Annotated in this window: 12 protein-coding genes, 6 rRNA genes and 1 riboswitch; of the genes, 15 read left to right on the forward strand and 3 right to left on the reverse strand. The window is 44.8% G+C overall.

What is annotated here, in order from left to right:
- Positions 1–24: 24 nt before the first annotated feature.
- Positions 25–861 carry a protein-glutamate O-methyltransferase CheR gene (locus tag MHI53_RS01415; RefSeq protein WP_340372602.1) on the forward strand — a complete coding sequence of 279 codons (837 nt, stop codon included), beginning with the start codon at positions 25–27 and terminating at the stop codon, positions 859–861.
- A gap of 275 nt (positions 862–1,136) precedes the next feature.
- A complete protein-coding gene (locus MHI53_RS01420; protein WP_340372603.1) occupies positions 1,137–2,279 on the forward strand; it encodes a fused response regulator/phosphatase in 1,143 nt (380 codons plus the stop codon).
- Between the two features lie 84 nt (positions 2,280–2,363).
- Here MHI53_RS01420 and MHI53_RS01425 read toward each other — a convergent pair whose 3' ends face one another.
- Together MHI53_RS01425 and MHI53_RS01430 are read right to left on the reverse strand one after the other, a co-directional pair.
- Entirely contained in the window at positions 2,364–2,534 is a 171-nt protein-coding gene (locus MHI53_RS01425) for a CsbD family protein (RefSeq protein WP_081092530.1), read from the reverse strand.
- A gap of 61 nt (positions 2,535–2,595) precedes the next feature.
- Positions 2,596–3,372, reverse strand: coding sequence for an alpha/beta fold hydrolase (locus tag MHI53_RS01430; RefSeq protein ID WP_061143757.1), 777 nt, complete (start codon positions 3,370–3,372; stop codon positions 2,596–2,598).
- Positions 3,373–4,028: 656 nt separating this feature from the next.
- Between MHI53_RS01430 and MHI53_RS01435 the strand changes: the two genes are divergently transcribed.
- The 7 genes from MHI53_RS01435 to MHI53_RS01465 all read left to right on the forward strand — a co-directional run bounded on the left by MHI53_RS01435 (position 4,029) and on the right by MHI53_RS01465 (position 15,340).
- Positions 4,029–5,579, forward strand: a 16S ribosomal RNA gene (locus tag MHI53_RS01435).
- 171 nt (positions 5,580–5,750) lie between these two features.
- A 23S ribosomal RNA gene (locus tag MHI53_RS01440) occupies positions 5,751–8,683 on the forward strand.
- Positions 8,684–8,745: 62 nt separating this feature from the next.
- A 5S ribosomal RNA gene (gene rrf / locus MHI53_RS01445) occupies positions 8,746–8,861 on the forward strand.
- A 511-nt stretch (positions 8,862–9,372) separates the two neighbouring features.
- Positions 9,373–10,923, forward strand: a 16S ribosomal RNA gene (locus tag MHI53_RS01450).
- A gap of 171 nt (positions 10,924–11,094) precedes the next feature.
- Positions 11,095–14,027 (forward strand): 23S ribosomal RNA (locus tag MHI53_RS01455).
- Positions 14,028–14,089: 62 nt separating this feature from the next.
- Positions 14,090–14,205 (forward strand): 5S ribosomal RNA (gene rrf / locus MHI53_RS01460).
- The 16S, 23S and 5S rRNA genes sit together here, the layout of an rRNA operon.
- A 295-nt stretch (positions 14,206–14,500) precedes the next feature.
- Positions 14,501–15,340: a tyrosine-type recombinase/integrase gene (locus tag MHI53_RS01465; protein ID WP_340372604.1), complete on the forward strand. Its 840-nt coding sequence runs from the start codon at positions 14,501–14,503 to the stop codon at positions 15,338–15,340.
- Between the two features lie 432 nt (positions 15,341–15,772).
- On the opposite strand, the gene MHI53_RS01470 is transcribed toward MHI53_RS01465, so the two are convergent.
- Positions 15,773–18,916: an efflux RND transporter permease subunit gene (locus MHI53_RS01470; protein WP_340372605.1), complete on the reverse strand. Its 3,144-nt coding sequence runs from the start codon at positions 18,914–18,916 to the stop codon at positions 15,773–15,775.
- Between the two features lie 191 nt (positions 18,917–19,107).
- Here MHI53_RS01470 and MHI53_RS01475 point away from each other — a divergent pair, with 191 nt between their 5' ends.
- The 6 genes from MHI53_RS01475 (at position 19,108) to MHI53_RS01500 (ending at position 26,009) form a co-directional block, all read left to right on the forward strand.
- Entirely contained in the window at positions 19,108–19,983 is an 876-nt protein-coding gene (locus MHI53_RS01475; RefSeq protein WP_340372606.1) for a TetR/AcrR family transcriptional regulator, read from the forward strand.
- 141 nt (positions 19,984–20,124) lie between these two features.
- Complete coding sequence (locus tag MHI53_RS01480) at positions 20,125–21,021, forward strand: YegS/Rv2252/BmrU family lipid kinase (RefSeq protein WP_340372607.1); 897 nt, start codon at positions 20,125–20,127, stop codon at positions 21,019–21,021.
- Positions 21,022–21,137: 116 nt separating this feature from the next.
- Positions 21,138–21,800, forward strand: a complete 663-nt coding sequence (locus MHI53_RS01485; RefSeq protein ID WP_061143962.1) for a hypothetical protein — start codon at positions 21,138–21,140, stop codon at positions 21,798–21,800.
- Positions 21,801–21,815: 15 nt separating this feature from the next.
- Positions 21,816–23,078 carry an efflux RND transporter periplasmic adaptor subunit gene (locus MHI53_RS01490; protein ID WP_340372608.1) on the forward strand — a complete coding sequence of 421 codons (1,263 nt, stop codon included), beginning with the start codon at positions 21,816–21,818 and terminating at the stop codon, positions 23,076–23,078.
- Between the two features lie 185 nt (positions 23,079–23,263).
- Positions 23,264–23,410: riboswitch (cyclic di-AMP (ydaO/yuaA leader) on the forward strand.
- A 170-nt stretch (positions 23,411–23,580) separates the two neighbouring features.
- The gene (locus MHI53_RS01495; protein ID WP_061143964.1) at positions 23,581–24,840 is read left to right on the forward strand and encodes a cation:dicarboxylase symporter family transporter; all 1,260 of its coding nucleotides are present in this window, start codon (positions 23,581–23,583) and stop codon (positions 24,838–24,840) included.
- Positions 24,841–25,226: 386 nt separating this feature from the next.
- Complete coding sequence (locus MHI53_RS01500; RefSeq protein ID WP_061143965.1) at positions 25,227–26,009, forward strand: hypothetical protein; 783 nt, start codon at positions 25,227–25,229, stop codon at positions 26,007–26,009.
- Positions 26,010–26,168: the final 159 nt, after the last annotated feature.

Genomic DNA, 26,168 nt, shown 5'->3' on the forward strand with positions numbered 1-26,168 from the left:
TAGTACAGGTAAGGAAGGTCTTACATGAAGGATACTTTAACGATTGAAGAACGAGAAGATATAGAAATCGATTTATTGTTACAAGCGATCTATTCCGTTTCCGGCTTCGACTTTCGGAAATACATGCGTTCTTCAATAAAACGCAGAGTGGAAAATCGAATGAGACTGGACCATGTTCGCAGGATAAGCGGATTGATTGAAATGGTTTTATATGAAAAGGGATATGTCGAGAAGCTTCTGAAAGATTTTTCGATAAATGTTACCGAAATGTTCCGCGATCCCGATTTCTTTAAAGCTTTCCGATTGAATATCGTTCCGCTCCTGAGAAACCTACCGGAAATCAGGATATGGCATGCTGGTTGCTCTACTGGCGAGGAAGCCTTTTCCATGGCCATCATTCTAAAGGAAGAAGGGCTTTATGATAAGGCGAGGATTTATGCCACTGATATGAATGAAGACGTCCTCCTGCATGCGGAAAAAGGGATTTTACCCTTAAATAGAATGCAATCTTATACGAAAAACTATTTGCATGCAGGCGGTAACCAAGAATTTTCGGAGTATTACACAACCGATTATCAGTATGCCTACCTTGATCCGAGCCTTCTGAAAAACATTGAATTCTTTCAGCACAACTTGGTGACGGATGGCTCATTCAATGAATTTCATATCATCATGTGCAGGAATGTGATGATCTACTTTACCAGCGAATTACAAACGTATGTTAATCAGTTGTTTTATGACAGCTTATGTAAAGATGGTTTCCTTGCGGTTGGCAGCAAGGAAACACTTCATACATCCTCCTTTTCGGAAGATTACGAGGACTTTGATCCAAAGGAACGGATTTATCGGAAATTGAAATAAAGAGTCCGCATTTATGCGGACTCTTTGTTTTTACTGGAATTGGTACAATTTTTTTCATTTTCTTTGCCTTTTCATGTTTATGGAGTGTCAGGATGGGGAATATGTAATCAGTTAGTCTGCAAGTGCATGTGCCTTCACTGCTTATTATTATTAAATGAGACTGAACTTCGTTATAATATAATAGAAACATCCCTAATAAAGGGAGCTTAATAAGTCGATCCATATAATAAAGATAAAAGTTGCCGCTCGATATAAGCCAAAAGGGGAATGAAAGAATGACGATTTTAATCGTAGATGATAACCAGGTTAACCTTTTCGTTATAGAAAAAATACTAAAGCGGGCTGGCTATACGGACTTTCTATCATTAACTTCAGCTGTTGAGATGTTTGAATATTTACAGGTGGATAGTCCGCAACCTAAGGAGACTTCCGTTGATATAATCTTGCTCGATATCATGATGCCGGACATCGATGGGATAGAGGCGTGCAGAAAATTGCAAAGCATCCCTCATCTTAAAGATATACCCGTAATTTTCGTGACCGCTCTTGAAGATTCAAATAAGGTCGCCGAGGCACTTGATGTGGGCGGAATCGATTATATAATGAAGCCTATTAATAAAATAGATTTGCTTGCAAGGATACGAGTAGGATTAAGGCTAAAATATGAAAAAGATTGGCATAAAATGCAGGATGAAAAAATCCGCAACGAATTGGATCTCTCCATGCAGGTTCAGAGCAGTTTGTTAAGTGAACCCATTCTTAATGATCACTTAACCATCAAGGCTTCATACTTGCCTGCAAATAAATTAGCGGGAGATATGTATTATTGGCATCGAATTGATGAAAACCGGTATGGGATCATCCTGTTGGATATGATGGGGCATGGTATATCCTCTTCGCTCGTGTGTATGTTCATTTCCTCTGTTTTAAGGGATGCGATCAGGACCCATTCGGATCCGGTGGCGGTCATAAGCGAAATGAATCGCTGGATGAACACACTCAATAAAGAAGATAACCATGTGCATTATTACTTTACCGCAATTTATATGATCATTGATACGGAGCAAAAAACAGTGGAGTATGTCAATGCGGGGCATCCGCCGGGCTTTGCGCTGATGGATGACGGTAAGGTGGCCTCGCTTTCAAAAGGAACATGCCCCGTAGGTTTCTTTACTGAGATGAAAATGGAGAAATCGACCATTCATTATGAAGATAGGATTCAAATCCTGCTCTTTACGGATGGAGTGATGGAGGCCATAGATGGCGAAGGGTCGGATGGGCTTGATCAAATACAAGAAGCTGTCTCGACTCGGTGGTTGGGATGTAAGGAAATGGCTCCAATTGATTTTGTGATGTCCCCGGAAATGCAACAAGATCAACCTGATGATATGTGTGTCGTTGTCATTCAGGCTAATTGAACAACCGAGAAGAGGCGGCAGATTATCTGCCGCCTCTTCTCGGTTTGCAAGGGGGTGTAGTCGAGTTTATTTAAGGCGGGAATGTTATTTATTATCTTTTAGTTTTCCCAAACCTTCTTGAAGATTTCCTTTTAATTTATCAATTTTACCTTCTGTTTGTAAGTGAGGATCATTTTTCGCGTTTCCGACCTGGTCTTTTGTTTCGCCTTTTACCTTATTTACAGTACCTTTTATTTTGTCTGATAAGCCGCTCATTATGTTACCTCCTTTTTGGTTATAACTTATATATACCCGTGAAGTTCTTGCGTAAACCCTTTTATATGATTAAGGAGGTCAGTGGGGCGCTGTTTGCCTGTTTGGTATGTTTTTGAATGAAGCGATGGGTTTGTTCAATGATATAATCTTTATCATGATCGAGTGATGCCACATGATATGAATTATCAAGCGAAATCATTTCCTTATCATCAGACATGACTGTTTCGTATATTTGATGGGAGCATCGGTCAGGTACAACGTGATCATCTGGGGAGTGGAAGAGCATGAGTGGGCAAGTGATCCTTTGGAGTCGTGTACCGGTATGCTGCATGATATCAAGCAATTGATTCACCGCTTTTGTTGGAACCCTGTCATAAGCGATTTCAATAACGTTTTCCGCTTTTATATCCGGTTTGCCTTCAGGGATGAAACGTGGGACCGATTGGTTGCGGTATTTTTCATATTCAGGAACTTTGAGCGCTGCATTGATCGTGAGTATTCCATCGCAAGCCACTTTTGTGGCTAAATCGAGGACGAGAGCACCTCCCATTGATTGCCCGATGGCGAATACATTTGTGCAGGTCTTCTTTAATTCGGCGTAAGCCGCTTCGACATCTTGTATCCAATCCCGATAATGGCTCGTTTCCATTTCGTTCTCGTCCGTTCCATGGCCAGCCAAACGAGGGGCGAAGACAGTGAATCCTCTGGCAGCAAAGTTTTCACCTAAATATCTTACGCTTTGTGGTGTGCCATTAAAACCATGGCAAATAAGGATACCTATAGAATTGCCCGGCAAGAAAAAATGTTCCGCACCTGATATTACCTTTGCTGCTGTCATAGTCCCATCTCCTTTAAGCGTGTTTTGTGTAAAAAGCTGAACGGTAAGAATACAATATAAACTATTCCGATTATATTACTTGGTTATATACTAGCATAGTGAGATTTGTGAAGTCAACTTGGATTAGCGTAATTTCCTGAAGGTTGGATCGATGGCAAGGTAATTAAATGAACACGTTCCGATAAATATCCATTAGGTTGTAAGGGGACGGTCGGCAACTAAATAAAACTTCTTATTATATAAGTTCTCCATTTTGCTTGGCGGCCGTTAAGAAGCAAGGAGATGGAACAAGAGATATTTATTTTAGAAAATGCGTTGACTTTGATCAGGAATAGGATTAATATAAATAAGCACCACGTAAGACAAACGAAAATTTCATCCGCTTTTGGTAGATTACTAAAAGAAATAATAACTATTGACTTCTTACTATGAAAATGATAAGATGAAATGGTCGCTGAGAAACAAGGCGATTAAAAACAAGTTAAAAACTTCGCAGAAGTTGACAACTAATCAATAGTGTGTTATGCTAAATAAACAAGCCGTCGAAACGGACGATTTGTGAAATTGCTCTTTGAAAACTGAACAAAACAAAGCGCCAACGTTAAATTTTAAGTGAGCACACACTATTAAAAAAGCAAATGAGCAAGTCAAACATTTCTTCGGAGAGTTTGATCCTGGCTCAGGACGAACGCTGGCGGCGTGCCTAATACATGCAAGTCGAGCGAATCGACGGGAGCTTGCTCCCTGAGATTAGCGGCGGACGGGTGAGTAACACGTGGGCAACCTGCCTATAAGACTGGGATAACTTCGGGAAACCGGAGCTAATACCGGATACGTTCTTCCTTCGCATGAAGGAAGATGGAAAGACGGTTTACGCTGTCACTTATAGATGGGCCCGCGGCGCATTAGCTAGTTGGTGAGGTAATGGCTCACCAAGGCGACGATGCGTAGCCGACCTGAGAGGGTGATCGGCCACACTGGGACTGAGACACGGCCCAGACTCCTACGGGAGGCAGCAGTAGGGAATCTTCCGCAATGGACGAAAGTCTGACGGAGCAACGCCGCGTGAACGAAGAAGGCCTTCGGGTCGTAAAGTTCTGTTGTTAGGGAAGAACAAGTACCAGAGTAACTGCTGGTACCTTGACGGTACCTAACCAGAAAGCCACGGCTAACTACGTGCCAGCAGCCGCGGTAATACGTAGGTGGCAAGCGTTGTCCGGAATTATTGGGCGTAAAGCGCGCGCAGGTGGTTCCTTAAGTCTGATGTGAAAGCCCACGGCTCAACCGTGGAGGGTCATTGGAAACTGGGGAACTTGAGTGCAGAAGAGGAAAGTGGAATTCCAAGTGTAGCGGTGAAATGCGTAGAGATTTGGAGGAACACCAGTGGCGAAGGCGACTTTCTGGTCTGTAACTGACACTGAGGCGCGAAAGCGTGGGGAGCAAACAGGATTAGATACCCTGGTAGTCCACGCCGTAAACGATGAGTGCTAAGTGTTAGAGGGTTTCCGCCCTTTAGTGCTGCAGCTAACGCATTAAGCACTCCGCCTGGGGAGTACGGCCGCAAGGCTGAAACTCAAAGGAATTGACGGGGGCCCGCACAAGCGGTGGAGCATGTGGTTTAATTCGAAGCAACGCGAAGAACCTTACCAGGTCTTGACATCCTCTGACAACCCTAGAGATAGGGCGTTCCCCTTCGGGGGACAGAGTGACAGGTGGTGCATGGTTGTCGTCAGCTCGTGTCGTGAGATGTTGGGTTAAGTCCCGCAACGAGCGCAACCCTTGATCTTAGTTGCCAGCATTCAGTTGGGCACTCTAAGGTGACTGCCGGTGACAAACCGGAGGAAGGTGGGGATGACGTCAAATCATCATGCCCCTTATGACCTGGGCTACACACGTGCTACAATGGATGGTACAAAGGGCTGCAAACCTGCGAAGGTAAGCGAATCCCATAAAGCCATTCTCAGTTCGGATTGCAGGCTGCAACTCGCCTGCATGAAGCCGGAATCGCTAGTAATCGCGGATCAGCATGCCGCGGTGAATACGTTCCCGGGCCTTGTACACACCGCCCGTCACACCACGAGAGTTTGTAACACCCGAAGTCGGTGAGGTAACCTTCATGGAGCCAGCCGCCTAAGGTGGGACAGATGATTGGGGTGAAGTCGTAACAAGGTAGCCGTATCGGAAGGTGCGGCTGGATCACCTCCTTTCTAAGGATAATACGAGTGCGCTTTTGTTTTGTTCAGTTTTGAATGAGTAATTCATTCAATGAAGGTAGAGGCATCACGATGTGATGAATTCTCTCCACTTTGTTCCTTGAAAACTAGATAATAGATAGAAGGCAATTAATTTTTTCAAAGCATCTGTAAGACTTTTTTAACGGTTAAGTTAGAAAGGGCGCACGGTGGATGCCTTGGCACTAGGAGCCGATGAAGGACGGGACTAACACCGATATGCTTCGGGGAGCTGTAAGTAAGCTTTGATCCGGAGATTTCCGAATGGGGAAACCCACTGTTCGTAATGGAACAGTATCTTTACCTGAATACATAGGGTACTGAAGGCAGACCCGGGGAACTGAAACATCTAAGTACCCGGAGGAAGAGAAAGCAAACGCGATTTCCTGAGTAGCGGCGAGCGAAACGGAATTAGCCCAAACCAAGAGGCTTGCCTCTTGGGGTTGTAGGACACTCAACATGGAGTTACAAAGGAACGGGGTAAATGAAGCGATCTGGAAAGGTCCGTCAAAGAAGGTAAAAACCCTGTAGTTGAAACTTCGTTCCCTCCTGAGTGGATCCTGAGTACGGCGGGACACGAGAAATCCCGTCGGAAGCAGGGAGGACCATCTCCCAAGGCTAAATACTCCCTAGTGACCGATAGTGAACCAGTACCGTGAGGGAAAGGTGAAAAGCACCCCGGAAGGGGAGTGAAATAGATCCTGAAACCGTGTGCCTACAAGTAGTCAAAGCCCGTTAATGGGTAATGGCGTGCCTTTTGTAGAATGAACCGGCGAGTTACGATTTCATGCGAGGTTAAGTTGATGAGACGGAGCCGCAGCGAAAGCGAGTCTGAATAGGGCGAATGAGTATGAGGTCGTAGACCCGAAACCAGGTGATCTACCCATGTCCAGGGTGAAGTTCAGGTAACACTGAATGGAGGCCCGAACCCACGCACGTTGAAAAGTGCGGGGATGAGGTGTGGGTAGCGGAGAAATTCCAATCGAACCTGGAGATAGCTGGTTCTCTCCGAAATAGCTTTAGGGCTAGCCTCAAGATGAGAGTATTGGAGGTAGAGCACTGATTGGACTAGGGGCCCCCAACGGGTTACCGAATTCAGTCAAACTCCGAATGCCAAATACTTATTCTTGGGAGTCAGACTGCGAGTGATAAGATCCGTAGTCGAAAGGGAAACAGCCCAGACCACCAGCTAAGGTCCCAAAGTATACGTTAAGTGGAAAAGGATGTGGAGTTGCTTAGACAACCAGGATGTTGGCTTAGAAGCAGCCACCATTTAAAGAGTGCGTAATAGCTCACTGGTCGAGTGACTCCGCGCCGAAAATGTACCGGGGCTAAACGTATCACCGAAGCTGTGGATTGACACCGTAGGGTGTCGATGGTAGGAGAGCGTTCTAAGGGCGTTGAAGTCAGACCGGAAGGACTGGTGGAGCGCTTAGAAGTGAGAATGCCGGTATGAGTAGCGAAAGAAGGGTGAGAATCCCTTCCACCGAATGCCTAAGGTTTCCTGAGGAAGGCTCGTCCGCTCAGGGTTAGTCGGGACCTAAGCCGAGGCCGAAAGGCGTAGGCGATGGACAACAGGTTGATATTCCTGTACCACCTATACATCGTTTGAACGATGGGGGGACGCAGAAGGATAGGGTAAGCGCGCTGTTGGATATGCGCGTCCAAGCAGTTAGGCCGGAAACGAGGCAAATCCCGTTTCCATTAAGGCGGAGCTGTGATGGCGAGGGAAATATAGTACCGAAGTTCCTGATTCCACGCTGCCAAGAAAAGCCTCTAGTGAGATGTAAGGTGCCCGTACCGCAAACCGACACAGGTAGGCGAGGAGAGAATCCTAAGGTGTGCGAGAGAACTCTCGTTAAGGAACTCGGCAAAATGACCCCGTAACTTCGGGAGAAGGGGTGCTTTTTAGGGTGAATAGCCCGGAAAAGCCGCAGTGAATAGGCCCAGGCGACTGTTTAGCAAAAACACAGGTCTCTGCGAAGCCGCAAGGCGAAGTATAGGGGCTGACACCTGCCCGGTGCTGGAAGGTTAAGGGGAGAGGTTAGCGCAAGCGAAGCTTTGAACCGAAGCCCCAGTAAACGGCGGCCGTAACTATAACGGTCCTAAGGTAGCGAAATTCCTTGTCGGGTAAGTTCCGACCCGCACGAAAGGTGTAACGATCTGGGCACTGTCTCAACGAGAGACTCGGTGAAATTATAGTACCTGTGAAGATGCAGGTTACCCGCGACAGGACGGAAAGACCCCGTGGAGCTTTACTGCAGCCTGATATTGAATTTTGGTACAGCTTGTACAGGATAGGTAGGAGCCTGAGAAGCCGGAGCGCTAGCTTCGGTGGAGGCGTTGGTGGGATACTACCCTGGCTGTATTGAAATTCTAACCCGCGCCCCTTATCGGGGTGGGAGACAGTGTCAGGTGGGCAGTTTGACTGGGGCGGTCGCCTCCTAAAGAGTAACGGAGGCGCCCAAAGGTTCCCTCAGAATGGTTGGAAATCATTCGTAGAGTGTAAAGGCACAAGGGAGCTTGACTGCGAGACCTACAAGTCGAGCAGGGACGAAAGTCGGGCTTAGTGATCCGGTGGTTCCGCATGGAAGGGCCATCGCTCAACGGATAAAAGCTACCCCGGGGATAACAGGCTTATCTCCCCCAAGAGTCCACATCGACGGGGAGGTTTGGCACCTCGATGTCGGCTCATCGCATCCTGGGGCTGTAGTCGGTCCCAAGGGTTGGGCTGTTCGCCCATTAAAGCGGTACGCGAGCTGGGTTCAGAACGTCGTGAGACAGTTCGGTCCCTATCCGTCGCGGGCGCAGGAAATTTGAGAGGAGCTGTCCTTAGTACGAGAGGACCGGGATGGACGCACCGCTGGTGTACCAGTTGTCTTGCCAAAGGCATAGCTGGGTAGCTACGTGCGGACGGGATAAGTGCTGAAAGCATCTAAGCATGAAGCCCCCCTCAAGATGAGATTTCCCATGGCGCAAGCTAGTAAGATCCCTGAAAGATGATCAGGTTGATAGGTCAGAGGTGGAAGCATGGCGACATGTGGAGCTGACTGATACTAATAGATCGAGGACTTAACCAACGCTTTAAAAAATGAAATACCTTCTTATTATCTAGTTTTGAAGGAACAACGTTCCTCATATGTTTGGTGGCGATAGCGAAGAGGTCACACCCGTTCCCATTCCGAACACGGCAGTTAAGCTCTTCAGCGCCGATGGTAGTTGGGGGTCTCCCCCTGTGAGAGTAGGACGCCGCCAAGCCATTTCAAAGATCAGCCATCCGGCTGGTCTTTTTTCGTCATTATATGTTCGTTTTTTGGGGGAAAAGGGAAATTGAAATAAATCGTCCCGGGCAGCCAATAATTCGACCCCTAACCTAATCATGCTATTTCGAGGACATTTAGCGTGTGAATTATTAATTACGAAATGTATTGACTTTAAGGTGAAATAGGATTAATATAAATAAGCACCACGTAAGACAAACGAAAGTTTCATCCGCTTTTGGTAGATTACTAAAAGGAATAATAACTATTGACTTCTTACTATGAAAATGATAAGATGAAATGGTCGCTGAGAAACAAGGCGATTAAAAACAAGTTAAAAACTTCGCAGAAGTTGACAACTAATCAATAGTGTGTTATGCTAAATAAACAAGCCGTCGAAACGGACGATTTGTGAAATTGCTCTTTGAAAACTGAACAAAACAAAGCGCCAACGTTAAATTTTAAGTGAGCACACACTATTAAAAAAGCAAATGAGCAAGTCAAACATTTCTTCGGAGAGTTTGATCCTGGCTCAGGACGAACGCTGGCGGCGTGCCTAATACATGCAAGTCGAGCGAATCGACGGGAGCTTGCTCCCTGAGATTAGCGGCGGACGGGTGAGTAACACGTGGGCAACCTGCCTATAAGACTGGGATAACTTCGGGAAACCGGAGCTAATACCGGATACGTTCTTCCTTCGCATGAAGGAAGATGGAAAGACGGTTTACGCTGTCACTTATAGATGGGCCCGCGGCGCATTAGCTAGTTGGTGAGGTAATGGCTCACCAAGGCGACGATGCGTAGCCGACCTGAGAGGGTGATCGGCCACACTGGGACTGAGACACGGCCCAGACTCCTACGGGAGGCAGCAGTAGGGAATCTTCCGCAATGGACGAAAGTCTGACGGAGCAACGCCGCGTGAACGAAGAAGGCCTTCGGGTCGTAAAGTTCTGTTGTTAGGGAAGAACAAGTACCAGAGTAACTGCTGGTACCTTGACGGTACCTAACCAGAAAGCCACGGCTAACTACGTGCCAGCAGCCGCGGTAATACGTAGGTGGCAAGCGTTGTCCGGAATTATTGGGCGTAAAGCGCGCGCAGGTGGTTCCTTAAGTCTGATGTGAAAGCCCACGGCTCAACCGTGGAGGGTCATTGGAAACTGGGGAACTTGAGTGCAGAAGAGGAAAGTGGAATTCCAAGTGTAGCGGTGAAATGCGTAGAGATTTGGAGGAACACCAGTGGCGAAGGCGACTTTCTGGTCTGTAACTGACACTGAGGCGCGAAAGCGTGGGGAGCAAACAGGATTAGATACCCTGGTAGTCCACGCCGTAAACGATGAGTGCTAAGTGTTAGAGGGTTTCCGCCCTTTAGTGCTGCAGCTAACGCATTAAGCACTCCGCCTGGGGAGTACGGCCGCAAGGCTGAAACTCAAAGGAATTGACGGGGGCCCGCACAAGCGGTGGAGCATGTGGTTTAATTCGAAGCAACGCGAAGAACCTTACCAGGTCTTGACATCCTCTGACAACCCTAGAGATAGGGCGTTCCCCTTCGGGGGACAGAGTGACAGGTGGTGCATGGTTGTCGTCAGCTCGTGTCGTGAGATGTTGGGTTAAGTCCCGCAACGAGCGCAACCCTTGATCTTAGTTGCCAGCATTCAGTTGGGCACTCTAAGGTGACTGCCGGTGACAAACCGGAGGAAGGTGGGGATGACGTCAAATCATCATGCCCCTTATGACCTGGGCTACACACGTGCTACAATGGATGGTACAAAGGGCTGCAAATCTGCGAAGGTAAGCGAATCCCATAAAGCCATTCTCAGTTCGGATTGCAGGCTGCAACTCGCCTGCATGAAGCCGGAATCGCTAGTAATCGCGGATCAGCATGCCGCGGTGAATACGTTCCCGGGCCTTGTACACACCGCCCGTCACACCACGAGAGTTTGTAACACCCGAAGTCGGTGAGGTAACCTTCATGGAGCCAGCCGCCTAAGGTGGGACAGATGATTGGGGTGAAGTCGTAACAAGGTAGCCGTATCGGAAGGTGCGGCTGGATCACCTCCTTTCTAAGGATAATACGAGTGCGCTTTTGTTTTGTTCAGTTTTGAATGAGTAATTCATTCATTGAAGGTAGAGGCATCACGATGTGATGAATTCTCTCCACTTTGTTCCTTGAAAACTAGATAATAGATAGAAGGCAATTAATTTTTTCAAAGCATCTGTAAGACTTTTTTAACGGTTAAGTTAGAAAGGGCGCACGGTGGATGCCTTGGCACTAGGAGCCGATGAAGGACGGGACTAACACCGATATGCTTCGGGGAGCTGTAAGTAAGCTTTGATCCGGAGATTTCCGAATGGGGAAACCCACTGTTCGTAATGGAACAGTATCTTTACCTGAATACATAGGGTACTGAAGGCAGACCCGGGGAACTGAAACATCTAAGTACCCGGAGGAAGAGAAAGCAAACGCGATTTCCTGAGTAGCGGCGAGCGAAACGGAATTAGCCCAAACCAAGAGGCTTGCCTCTTGGGGTTGTAGGACACTCAACATGGAGTTACAAAGGAACGGGGTAAATGAAGCGATCTGGAAAGGTCCGTCAAAGAAGGTAAAAACCCTGTAGTTGAAACTTCGTTCCCTCCTGAGTGGATCCTGAGTACGGCGGGACACGAGAAATCCCGTCGGAAGCAGGGAGGACCATCTCCCAAGGCTAAATACTCCCTAGTGACCGATAGTGAACCAGTACCGTGAGGGAAAGGTGAAAAGCACCCCGGAAGGGGAGTGAAATAGATCCTGAAACCGTGTGCCTACAAGTAGTCAAAGCCCGTTAATGGGTAATGGCGTGCCTTTTGTAGAATGAACCGGCGAGTTACGATTTCATGCGAGGTTAAGTTGATGAGACGGAGCCGCAGCGAAAGCGAGTCTGAATAGGGCGAATGAGTATGAGGTCGTAGACCCGAAACCAGGTGATCTACCCATGTCCAGGGTGAAGTTCAGGTAACACTGAATGGAGGCCCGAACCCACGCACGTTGAAAAGTGCGGGGATGAGGTGTGGGTAGCGGAGAAATTCCAATCGAACCTGGAGATAGCTGGTTCTCTCCGAAATAGCTTTAGGGCTAGCCTCAAGATGAGAGTATTGGAGGTAGAGCACTGATTGGACTAGGGGCCCCCAACGGGTTACCGAATTCAGTCAAACTCCGAATGCCAAATACTTATTCTTGGGAGTCAGACTGCGAGTGATAAGATCCGTAGTCGAAAGGGAAACAGCCCAGACCACCAGCTAAGGTCCCAAAGTATACGTTAAGTGGAAAAGGATGTGGAGTTGCTTAGACAACCAGGATGTTGGCTTAGAAGCAGCCACCATTTAAAGAGTGCGTAATAGCTCACTGGTCGAGTGACTCCGCGCCGAAAATGTACCGGGGCTAAACGTATCACCGAAGCTGTGGATTGACACCGTAGGGTGTCGATGGTAGGAGAGCGTTCTAAGGGCGTTGAAGTCAGACCGGAAGGACTGGTGGAGCGCTTAGAAGTGAGAATGCCGGTATGAGTAGCGAAAGAAGGGTGAGAATCCCTTCCACCGAATGCCTAAGGTTTCCTGAGGAAGGCTCGTCCGCTCAGGGTTAGTCGGGACCTAAGCCGAGGCCGAAAGGCGTAGGCGATGGACAACAGGTTGATATTCCTGTACCACCTATACATCGTTTGAACGATGGGGGGACGCAGAAGGATAGGGTAAGCGCGCTGTTGGATATGCGCGTCCAAGCAGTTAGGCCGGAAACGAGGCAAATCCCGTTTCCATTAAGGCGGAGCTGTGATGGCGAGGGAAATATAGTACCGAAGTTCCTGATTCCACGCTGCCAAGAAAAGCCTCTAGTGAGATGTAAGGTGCCCGTACCGCAAACCGACACAGGTAGGCGAGGAGAGAATCCTAAGGTGTGCGAGAGAACTCTCGTTAAGGAACTCGGCAAAATGACCCCGTAACTTCGGGAGAAGGGGTGCTTTTTAGGGTGAATAGCCCGGAAAAGCCGCAGTGAATAGGCCCAGGCGACTGTTTAGCAAAAACACAGGTCTCTGCGAAGCCGCAAGGCGAAGTATAGGGGCTGACACCTGCCCGGTGCTGGAAGGTTAAGGGGAGAGGTTAGCGCAAGCGAAGCTTTGAACCGAAGCCCCAGTAAACGGCGGCCGTAACTATAACGGTCCTAAGGTAGCGAAATTCCTTGTCGGGTAAGTTCCGACCCGCACGAAAGGTGTAACGATCTGGGCACTGTCTCAACGAGAGACTCGGTGAAATTATAGTACCTGTGAAGATGCAGGTTACCCGCGACAGGACGGAAAGACCCCGTGGAGCTTTACTGCAGCCTGATATTGAATTTTGGTACAGCTTGTACAGGATAGGTAGGAGCCTGAGAAGCCGGAGCGCTAGCTTCGGTGGAGGCGTTGGTGGGATACTACCCTGGCTGTATTGAAATTCTAACCCGCGCCCCTTATCGGGGTGGGAGACAGTGTCAGGTGGGCAGTTTGACTGGGGCGGTCGCCTCCTAAAGAGTAACGGAGGCGCCCAAAGGTTCCCTCAGAATGGTTGGAAATCATTCGTAGAGTGTAAAGGCACAAGGGAGCTTGACTGCGAGACCTACAAGTCGAGCAGGGACGAAAGTCGGGCTTAGTGATCCGGTGGTTCCGCATGGAAGGGCCATCGCTCAACGGATAAAAGCTACCCCGGGGATAACAGGCTTATCTCCCCCAAGAGTCCACATCGACGGGGAGGTTTGGCACCTCGATGTCGGCTCATCGCATCCTGGGGCTGTAGTCGGTCCCAAGGGTTGGGCTGTTCGCCCATTAAAGCGGTACGCGAGCTGGGTTCAGAACGTCGTGAGACAGTTCGGTCCCTATCCGTCGCGGGCGCAGGAAATTTGAGAGGAGCTGTCCTTAGTACGAGAGGACCGGGATGGACGCACCGCTGGTGTACCAGTTGTCTTGCCAAAGGCATAGCTGGGTAGCTACGTGCGGACGGGATAAGTGCTGAAAGCATCTAAGCATGAAGCCCCCCTCAAGATGAGATTTCCCATGGCGCAAGCTAGTAAGATCCCTGAAAGATGATCAGGTTGATAGGTCAGAGGTGGAAGCGTGGCGACATGTGGAGCTGACTGATACTAATAGATCGAGGACTTAACCAACGCTTTAAAAAATGAAATACCTTCTTATTATCTAGTTTTGAAGGAACAACGTTCCTCATATGTTTGGTGGCGATAGCGAAGAGGTCACACCCGTTCCCATTCCGAACACGGCAGTTAAGCTCTTCAGCGCCGATGGTAGTTGGGGGTCTCCCCCTGTGAGAGTAGGACGCCGCCAAGCCATTTCAAGATCAGCCATCCGGCTGGTCTTTTTTTGCGAGATATATCCTTATCCACGCTGTATCCAGCTGCATGAAAAAAGGAAGCGGCTATCAGCTTCAAATAATGATATTACTATATAGAATAGGTTAGGGCATATTATATTTGAAGCATTTTTTATGATATATGGATAAATACGTCACCTTCTTTCTATATATTCTTAACCAGATGAAGACATCTGGACAGAATTCTTCGTTTCTGTAGGGATATATGTTAAAATTAACTTAGTTCTGAAACTGTCATTGGGGGAATAGCCGATGGATACCTCTGCTAAAGATGAAATGATTTTTTCGTTTGCTGAATGGTTGAGAGACCAAGGCAAATCAGATAATACGATCAAAACATATACTGGTGTCCTTTCACAGTTTTGTGACCAGACACAAAAGATATTGATGGAGATTGATTCTGAAGATGTTCAGGAATATCTTGATAATTTAGAAAATTGCAAGAAAAGCCCAGGGACAATTGAAAAACACTATATCGCCCTAAATGTATTCTTCAAATTTTTAGGAAAACCGCAAATAATGCTCTCTGTCGAGCGTAAGGTTAAAGAGCACAAGCATGAGGTGCCTGAAACTTTAAATATAAAAGAGCAGGAAATCCTGTTGAGGGATATAGAAGCAGAGGGAAATCTAAGGAACATCGCCATCGTGTACCTGTTGTTGCATACTGGAATCCGTGTTTCTGAATTATGTGACTTAAATGGCTCTGACGTCATCATGGATCAGGAGCGGAATTGCATACTAGTCAGAAATGCAAAAGGTGAAATCGATCGAACCATTCCCCTTACACAATCGGCGATTCAGCATGTAAAGAATTATCTATACTCTTTAAAAGATAAAGCAGATCCTTTGTTCCTTTCGAGTTATAATCAAAGAATCACTCCGAGATCGGTTCAATATATATTGAAAAAATATAATGTGCATCCGCATAAATTGCGTCATACCTTTTGCCAAAGGCTAGTGGATAATGGGATAGATGTTCAAACGATATCCAAGCTTGCCGGTCATAAAGATTTAAATGTGACAAAGCGTTATTTAAAGGAAAAATCACTGGATTTGGAAGATGCGATTGACCAAACATTCACCAAGCATTGATTCATAGGTAAGTAAAAGGAAGGAACGGTCTTTCCTTTTTTTTGTGTCATTTAAAGGGCCTAAGCATTTCCTTGGAAATACAGGTATACGCCCAACCTTAGCTTATCGAAAGGAAGGGAGCGGGGCTTGAGGAGCTACTCGCGGTCTCTGCTGGGCTGTTTGGTATGTGTCTCCCTCGGTGAAATCAAATGATTTCCAGGCCGGGCTTTATCCTCCAGCTTTTATCCTGCCTTCCGGGGCCGCTGATAACGGCACGACGACGTTATAGGCAATTTTAATCGATCAGCTCGCCCAAAGACCTCACTGAGGGCTTTTTTAGTATTATTTCCTTATTATCGTTTTGTTCAAGGTCCATTTCATTGTACATAAAAAAGCCCTTGTAGGTCGCCACTTTTGTTAAGTGTCTGCTACAAGGGCTTTTTTCAATGATCTTTATTTAGCTGCTTTTTTCTTCTTTTTACCTATTTTCATGATTACTTCATATACTACCGGTACTATGACAAGTGTCAGCAAGGTGGAACTCACTAATCCGCCAATTACGGTAATACCCAAGCCTTGTGAGATCAGGCCGCTGCCTTCCGCTCCTATGGCCAACGGAATTAAAGCACCGATTGTAGCCAGGGCGGTCATCAAGATTGGGCGTAGACGGGTAGAGCCCGCCTCGAGCAGCGCTTCACGTGTAGATAATCCGGATTCTTCATTTTTGATTACCCGGTCCACCAATACGATGGCGTTGGTTACAACGATACCGATAAGCATGAGCACACCCATCATGGCTGAAACGCTAATGGTCTCACCGGCAATGAATAAGCCTACTAAAGCTCCGATTACCGTGAACGGTAAGGAGAATAGAATGGCGATCGGAGCTAACCCGCCATGGAAAGTGACGACAAGGACAAAGTAAACGATTGCGATGGCTGCCAACATAGCGATTCCAAGCTGAGTGAACGATTCTTGGATATCTTCGGTCACACCACCATAGTCCACAGTGACACTTGCTGGAAGGTCTAATTTTTCAACTTCCTTTTGCACTTCTTTTGTTACTGCTGCAACATCATCCGATTTGATCGTTGCAGAAACGTCCGCGTAAATTTTTCCGTCGCGGCGGCTTATCGTATCGGATGCCTTACCTTCCTCGATTTTAACAACCTCTTTTAAAGGTATTTCCATTCCCATTGGAGAAGTGATTTTCGTATTCTCGAGATCTTTTTTATCTTCGAATGTCTTTTCTTCTGTCTCTACATAAACTTTGACTTCTTCTCCATCTTTCTTGATAGTGGTCAAAGCATCGTCTTTGTTCGAATTTGCAATGGACATGCCGACTTGGGCGGCCGTTAGTCCAAGTTCACTAAGTTTCTTCTGGTCTGTCACGAGTGTATATTGCTCATATGCATCGGATAGACTTGAATCGACATCTTTCAATTGTTTATTTTTCTTCATGATGTTTTGAATATCATTGATTACCGGTTCAATGTCTTTTTGTGTATTTCCATAGACATAAAGAGTCGTTTCATTGCTTGATGTAGATGTGAACTCTTGTTGCTTCCACGTTCCGGGAGAGTCAAGATTGGTCAGATATTTAATGATCTTTTCTTTCTTTTCCCCGAAGTTTTCGGTGTCTTCATCATAAAGCACATAGAAGAGCGCGGAATTACTGGAGCCGCCCATCATGCCGCTCATCATGTTTTCACCTAGTGTGTATTGGACTGTTTCCACATCATCCTTATTCATCAGGTACTTTTCTACTTTTTCCGTTTCCTTTTCAATATCCTCTTTTAACTCGCCAGGTGCTGGAGTATAAGTGACGATGATCTGCTTCTCTTCATCTGCAGGCATGAAGCTGACGCCGATGCTTGGAATGAGGAATAAGCTGCCGGCCAATAATACTATAGCTGTACCGAATGTAATCAATTTATGGCTTAATGACCAATTCAGTGCCCTGCGGTAGAAACCGGATAGCTTGCTTGGTTTTTCTTCATGTGACTTCAACTCTTTTTCGGAAAGGCCGTTTTTAAATAATGAGTCTGCCATGGCCGGTACAAGAGTGATGGCAATGATTAATGATGCGACTAATGCAAACACCATCGTTAAAGCGAATGGCATGAATAGCTCGCCAACAGGTCCCGTAACGCTTGCCAACGGCAGATATACGGCTACAGTAACAATTGTTGATGAAAGGATAGGGATGAACATTTCCTTAGTGGCGGAACGAATCAATTCGCCGCCTTTTAATTGTTCGCCTTTTAGTGCCATCCTTCGATAAATATTTTCGATTACCACTATTGAGTCATCGACGACTCGGCCAATCGCAACAGTCATGGCTCCCAATGTCATGACATTTAGTGAGATATCCATTTGTTTGAGCACCAAAAGGGCTGCCAACAAGGATAGTGGAATCGAAATGACGGAGATTAGGGTCGTTTTGAAGTTTCTTAGGAAAAGCATGATCACTATGACAGCAAACAGACAGCCGAAAATGGCCTTGCTAATCATCGTTTCGACAGAGTCCTTAATCGGTTTTGCTTGATCAAGCGTAGTATGTACGCCCACGCCTTTAAATTCATCTTTAAAATTGGAAACTTGGTCTTGCACTTCATCGACAATGGCGACTGTATCGGCATCAGGCGATCTTGTAACCTGTATTCCAATTGATTCGCTGCCGTTTGTCTTCGAAATGGACTCAGCCTTACCGATGATTTTCACGTCGGCAATGTCCGATAATTTGACACTTTGCATTTGGGGAGCGGTTGGTGCCGTTCCTGGGGCCGCTTGATTAGCTTCCGCTTGCCCCTGTGCCGGTGCTGTTTGTGCTTGTGCTCCTGCTTGTGCTCCGCCAGTTAAGGGAATCTTAATGTTTTTCAGGTCTTTTAGCGTGGAGATGTTACCGTCAACCACGATCGTTTTTTCTTTATCGTCAAAGTTATATAAGCCAAGCGGCATGTTGACATTTGCGGCTTGAATGACCTTTTTTACGTCCTCTTCATTAAGCCCGTATTGTGCCATCTTTTTTTGATCGAATTCAAGGCTGCCTTCATTAACTTGTTGACCTGAAATCGTTACGGATGTCACCCCGTCGATTCCTTCAAGTTTAGGAACTAACACATCCTCGACATTTGTTGTCAGGGCAGGCAAATCAGAATCCTTATCGGTTACACTAAGTGCGACAACCGGAAAAGCATTCAATTCCAACTTGGACACGCTTGGATCATCTACGCCATCAGGCAGTTCGAGCTTCTCCAATGCTTCTTTCACATCTTTTACAGCATCGTCCATGTCCGTATCATAATCATATTGCAATTGGACGGAAGAAACATTGGCCATGGAAGACGAACTGACCAATTCTACTCCTGATAGATTGGTGACTTTTTGTTCAATTTGGTCTGTGAGTTTATCGGCTACTTCCTCAGGTGCAGCCCCGGGATATACGGTGGAGATGCTGATTAAAGGGGTGGAGATGTTTGGGATGGTTTCTTGTTTCATGTTTAAACCGGAATATAAACCTGCTGCAACGATGATGATTGTAAGCAACCAGATTGCCAGTTTATTCTTTAAAGAAAATTTGATTATCGAATTCAAGCTTTGTACCCTCCATACATAAGATTGTGACCAGCCGGTCATAGACTCAAATATATAGCATATTAATTACGATTGCAACAGATAGTAATCCGTAGCCATATCATTGAGGTTTCAAGGGTTTTGAGATACAATGTGGATGAAGTGACTCGATGGTCATACAGGGACAATATTTTAAGGATAGGATGGATCTGATGAATGAAAAACATAAATTGATCATAGATAAATCGGTAGAGCTTTTCTCGGAGAAGGGCTATCATGCTACCTCGGTTCAAGAGATTGCCGAAAAGTGCGGGATAGCAAAGGGGTCTTTTTATAATTATTTTAAATCGAAGGAAGAGCTGCTCGTATCCATTTTCAAGTACTTCTATGAAGCGTTGACGGACGCTTTGCTCGATTGGGAGCTTGATGTTTCTTTGTCCAATAAAGACAGGTTTCTAGGGCAAATCTCCGTTCAAATTGAACATATGGCGGGGAATACCAACTTAATTCAAATGCTGATGCAGGAGCAGATGGTACATATCAGTAAAGAACTGGATCAGTTCTTGCATTATATCCATGAAGAAGGGATGATTTGGTTCCAGCGTAAAATTACGGAGTTATACCCGGAACTGCCTGCAGAATTTCTGCCGGACTGCACAGTCATGCTGGATTCATTGTTCAAAGGATATATGGGCATCCTCATGAGGAAAAAAGATGCTTTTGATGTGGAATTATTCCCTAACTTCTTTTTGAATCGGCTGGATTCGATAATCGCAAGCCTGCAAAACATGGAAGACCCACTATTGAAGCACTTTCCTTTGCCGAATTGCACGTTGCATGACATTAATCCAAAAGAGGAAATCCTTTTGATCATCACTAAACTATTGGAAATGGAAACCCAAGAAGAAGGAAGGAAAGCGAGTAAAAATACGAAAGCATTGAGTGCGATTCAAGAAGAGCTATCTAAAGGTAAGCCAAGATCGATAATATTGGAGAGCCTTTTATTATTCTTGGAAAAAAGTGATAAGAAGGGCCCCTTATATTCAAAGCTTGTCTTAACGATGAAGGAATATTTAACGAATATATGAAAGAAAGGGGCGCAACGCCTCTTTTTTTTATAGTGTATGTAAATTACATTTAGTCATGAGTGCGTTTCAAATGATATGGTTTAGGAGAAAGTATAGGTAGTGAAATGTGATTTGTTCATTATACGTATAGGGGGGAAGATCATGAGATGGAAAAAAGGAATGCTGATTTATAACGAGAATGCAGGTAATCACAAACTGGCAAGAAACCTCGAAGGTTGTCTTCCGGTGATTGCACCACAAATAGATGAGTTCCTTATTATGAAAACCAAGGAAAAAGGCGATGCTCACCGTTTTTGTTTGGAATATGGGGAAGAGATGGATGTAGTTTTCGTATTAGGAGGAGATGGAACGGTCCATGAGTGTGTAAACGGTCTATCACCACTTGCGAAGCGGCCGTTGTTCGGTGTTTTACCTGGAGGGACCTGCAATGATTTTTCCAGGACGTTAAACATTCCCCAAAATGTACGCCAAGCTGCGGAAGCCCTTGTTAATGGCAAGGTTCGTCCCATCGACATCGGGGTGGCCAATGATGTGTATTTCTCTAATTTCTGGGGAATTGGACTTGTTTCCGAGACCTCGAACAATATTGATGATCAGGAAAAAAACCGGTTCGGAAAGATCGGTTACTTATTAAGCGCGATAAGGACGATTGGAGATAATGACGGCTTCCAATTCAAAGTCGAATTTGATGGGAAACAGATGGAAGGGGAAGCGCTCATGATTTTGGTCATGAATGGCTCATTCATCGGAACCAATGTTTTGCCTTTTCCGATGCTGAATCCTGATGATGGGAAATTAGGCGTTGCCATTTTGGAAAATGCAAACTTTAGTACTTTTTTAGAATTAATAACGATGAAACGTGAATGGTCCGAAAATCTCGGTTCGAATTCCGGAGTGACTTATGTACAGGGCAGTAATTTAACTATTGAAACGAAGACGCCGCTTGATGTGGACATGGATGGAGAAAACTATAGCAGCCAGACTCCTGCGGGAATTAAGGTGCTTGAACACCATTTATCGGTATTAACCCCAAGTTAGAGAAGAGCGGGGGTTAATTATGTGTTTTTTGTTTTAATGGTTCCTTATATCTGCAATTGTTTCCAAAATAAGATAAAATATTAGAAGAAAGATCAATTTTTGCAGGGGGAACACATATGGTTTACCAGGTAAGATTGTTAAAGGGCATTTTTGAGCCTGACAGGAGTCGTTATCAGCTGCAAAATGCTGAGGCGATCACTCGACTTGGAAGTAAATTGCTATTGTTATATTTTCTTAGTCTTATTGTATTTGCCATTGGTGGATATTTTGGGATTGGTTCCGAAACCTTTTCCAAGCAAATCACGACGATGAGTATGAATGAATTCGAAGCGGGTAAGCTGCTGATCATGGGCGGCAATATGATTGCCGGTCTCCTTTACCCTTCTTTATACATATTTTTAGCGTCTCTCTATTTTTGGATGATCGGGGATGTCCCATACATAAAAGTAGTAATCGTTCAAATGATCCTATTTTGCTTGCAGTTATTGGAAAAGGTTTTGCTGATTCCGATGTTCATATTGTTACATGTAGGAAACGACGGCAATCCCTTTTCACTCGGAGTCATAAGTCAGCATTTTCTCAGCAATGATTACTTTATACATGTTTTCAGTGAAATCACCATTTTTCAATTGCTGATCATATCCCTGCAATACTTCTATATAAAGGGATTTTCAGAACGAAATCATTATTTGATTTTTTTATTGGTTGCGCTATTCTATTTGGTCACATGGTTTGCCAAAGCCTTTTTGGCATACATACATGTGGGAGTATTTGTCTAAGGCGGGTGAAGGGGAATGAAAGGGAAATGGAAGATAACCGCGGTCTCCGTTGCGTCGATCGTTTTAATAACAGTTAACATATATCTTATTGAAAAGAAAGAAAGCAAAGTGGAACGAACCGTTTTCGTGGAAAACTGGTCAAAGGTAAAAAAAGATACCATTACGGATACCATTCAAACAAAGGCGATTGTGAAGCCTGCAGAAGTGCATGATATTTATTTCGATGCCAAGAAAAACGACTTCCGGAAATTCCTCGTAAAAGAAGGGGATGTGGTTACCGCTGGCACATCATTGTTTGAGTTTACGACAACGGAGCTTGATGCGCTTAAAGCGGATCTATCAGCGGAGAAAACGGCTGCTGAAGGAGAAATTTCAGGGATCGACCAATACATAGCGAAGCTGAGGGCCTATCAAGGGAATCTGGACCGGGATCCTGATAAAGCGGTCATTGATGATTCGGTAAAACAAAAGTTGAACATTGATATAACAACAAGCTCCTCGGACCTTATTAAAAGTAACATCGAGCAAGAAATGTACAAGCAAGAACTCGAAAAAAGCCGTTTGAACGAGAAAGTGAAGATGTTGAGTACCCAGTTAAGTTCAATCGAGACACAGACCAGCGCGGTCGAGACGACCAGTGAGGCTGACGGCATAGTTAAAAATATTAACAAAAACCTTAATAATCCCATCATATCCATAGCTTCTGCAAATATGGGAATTGAAGGGGATTTCTCTGAAAGTGAAATGAAAAAAGCCAAAGTGGGCATGACTATAAAGGCAAGCGTCCCCGATCTAAAAAAGGAATTAAAGGGGAAAATAAGCCGTATCCATTCGTATCCGGCAGAAGAGCCGACACTAACAAAAGATAACCGTTTTCCATTTCAAGCGATGATCGAAACGGAAGGTGAAGAAACTGAGCCGTTGTTGGTTGGATCCAAGGTAAACCTATCCGTCATAACCAATGAAAAGGCGGGTGTACCTTCTGTCCCTGTAGGAGCTGTTCAACAAACCAAAAAACCGCATGTCTACAAATTGACGAAAAAAGGCTATTTGGATAAACAATACGTGACATTGGGGCTTAAGGCTGAAGGAAAACAGGAACTTATAAAGGGACCTGCAGTAGGAGATGCCATCCTGATGGAACCGGAGAATGTGATGAAAAACCATTCTCATTTCATTACGCCCGTTCACTTCGAACAAGTGAAGATTAAAACCTACAAGACGTTCACCACTAGGGAAAAGGTAAGATATTTATTGCTCGGAGTCCTTGAAAAATAGCTAAAATCTTTGTGTGAAAAGAGTCTGAATAATATATCGGTATAACTATTTTAGATAAATCTAGAAAATAATTTTTTGTATAATCGGTCTACTATACTGAATTTTCAGACATTTTTAAAGATTTTTTATATGTTCGACAAGAATAAATATTTACAGATTAAAGTTTTTAGTATAATATTTTATTATAAGTTAATTCGCTTAATCTTATTCAAGAACGGGGGACCCAACTTTGTGGATTTAATCCGCTAGGGGTGAATTCAGAAATGAAAGGGCATTTGTGTTTCCAATTCCTAACCCGACAGCTAACCTCGTCAGCGTCTTTAAGGGAACATGTGTGAATATTCACGCCAATAAGAAATCGACACATGAAGTGTCTTTTTTTTCGGCGTAAAGATAGAGTTTTTCAAAAAAAGAAAAATTACTTTCTTTCTATTAGTATCTGTTTCCCTTACCGAGACAAACGTTTTTGCATCAAAGACTTTATAGAAGGTGAGGAAAGTACATGAAGAAAATTAAATTAAGTTTAGCAAGCCAGATCTTCATTGGTTTAATTCTAGGGATAATCGTTGGAGCCATTTTTTATGGTAATGCGACAGCTCAAAACTTTTTACAGCCATTCGGGGACATTTTCCTAAGAATGATCAAAATGATTGTTGTACCAATCATTGTGTCAAGCCTGATCGTTGCAGTTGCGGGCGTAGGTGATTTGAAAGCTGTAGGTAAATTGGGTGCTAAATCACTTTCATACTTTGTAGTGGTAACCCTTACAGCGATTGCTGTTGGTCTGATTTCAGCTAATATCATCCAGCCTGGTGCCGGTGTGAATATGAATAATCTGGAACAAACAGATATCTCCACATATGTTGATACAGCAGAAACGAAGCAGCATGAATCATTTGTGGACACGCTCGTTCACATTGTGCCGTCCAATCCAGTAAAAGCCATGGTAGAAGGCGATATGCTGGCAATCATCTTCTTCTCCGTATTGTTTGGACTAAGTATCGCGGCCATCGGTGAAAAAGGTAAACCAGTATTCCGTTTCTTCCAAGGTACAGCAGAAGGAATGTTCTACTTAACCAATATGGTCATGAAATTCGCTCCTATCGGGGTATTTGCCCTAATTGGTGTGACCATCTCCAAGTTCGGTTTGGAATCTTTAATTCCGTTAGGGAAGTTAGCGCTTTCTGTATATGGAACCATGATTTTCTTTGTTATCGTCGTTCTGGGGCTTATTGCAAAATTTGTAGGATTCAACATCTTTACGTTAATTAGACTTCTTAAAGCGGAATTGATTCTTGCGTTCTCTACTGCAAGTTCAGAAGCCGTTCTTCCGAAAATCATGGAAAAAATGGAGAAAGCGGGATGCCCGAAACATATTGCTACATTCGTTATCCCGACTGGATATTCATTCAACCTTGATGGCTCGACATTATATCAAGCATTGGCAGCTATCTTCATCGCTCAAATGTATGGAATTGATTTGAGTGTTTATGAGCAAGTTACGTTAATGCTTGTACTGATGATTACTTCCAAGGGTATTGCAGGCGTACCGGGTGTATCCTTCGTCGTTCTTTTAGCTACATTGGGAACCGTTGGTATTCCTGTCGAAGGTTTAGCGTTCATTGCCGGTATCGACCGTATTCTTGATATGGGACGTACGGTAGTCAATGTAATCGGTAATTCACTGGCTGCAATTGTCATCTCTAAATGGGAAGGTCAATTCAATCCTCCATCCGCCGAGGAATTAAAACAAGTTTCTTAATAACGAAAATCCAGAGTGAAGGTTCACTCTGGATTTTTTTTAATTTAAAACGCGGCTTCGTCTATTGACGGCTGCAAAGACACCCCTGTATCACATAGGGTCTCAAATGCTCCTGAAATCTTACCATCACACCAGGCGAATTTGGTCATTCCGGTTCAGAGTTGTTCTCCAGATTGCCTCGGCTCCATCCTTATCATGAGTACCCATTTTTTATCATGTGGATATTTAAATGTGCGGAGTTAGTTCATTATATAAAGGTGAAAGTGTAGTGCAAGCTTCCGTATTTAGTGAGGATGAATGAATATTCTCGGTTATATAACCTACGTCAAAACCAAAAAGTTTGTTAAAATAACAGTATTGATTGCAAGTTCGGAGGGGGTCTGGTTATGAAGAATGTTAGCGATGATATATTATATATGCATATGCAAGCTTCCCAACGGTTTGTCCTATTTAACGGACTCAACTTTCGGGAGTTTTCCTATTCACTGCCATTTGCCTTGGATTCCATCTTATTATTGAAACATCAATTCGATGGTGGGGAATACAATTTGAATGTGCTGCTTGAGAGTGCTTCGTCAGAGTCCATCGCCAAGCTTCTTAAAGAAAACGTCCGCTCATATGGTGATTTTTGCTGGGTCGACTTTGAAGAGGCGGAAGGGCTGAATGAGCTGGAAGGAAGGGAACTGGCGGAGCTTTTATATTTAGGTCATACCAAGACCCATTTGCAGCCTCCTTTTTTTCCTAAATTGAATAACCAACTTGCGTACCTTGCACAGGACGATGGATGGTTCAATAAGGTCTATTTTCGATCTCTTTCAACATTTTATATAATGTTGGGAAGTTTGATCCCCCTAAAGCTGGAGCTGCTGAAAGTAGAGCGGACGTGGCTCGGAGTCCGAAAGAAAAAAGAGTTGACGGCCATTCCTCTGGAAGTTATTTCCACCTTGATTCCGATACTTGCCGAGGGCATCGTTTTTTCGTTTCGAGATGCTAAATATTCAAGAGCGAAAATAGAAATTCCTGTATGGGTCGTAGGTGATTATTTAAACATGGACGAGATGCATGAGGACTTTTCAGACCGAAACGCTAAGAGTCCGGATGTCTTCATCACTTTCAGCAGAAAGGAAAAAATATGGGATTGTGTCATCAAAAATGATTCCTACAAGTGAAGATTCTCGATCTTTTCATTCTTTAGTAGTAAGACTTACTATCCCATGCATACAAGATAAGAGGGGATTCAGTGAACGGCAGCCCTTAGAAATGATTGGAAATGCATCGATGATGGAAGTTTCGCTTTTCCCGTTTTAGTGTAAAATGATACAATGAAC

It is taken from the genome of Peribacillus sp. FSL E2-0218 (assembly GCF_037992945.1).
In the GTDB taxonomy this organism is placed as follows: domain Bacteria; phylum Bacillota; class Bacilli; order Bacillales; family DSM-1321; genus Peribacillus; species Peribacillus simplex_B.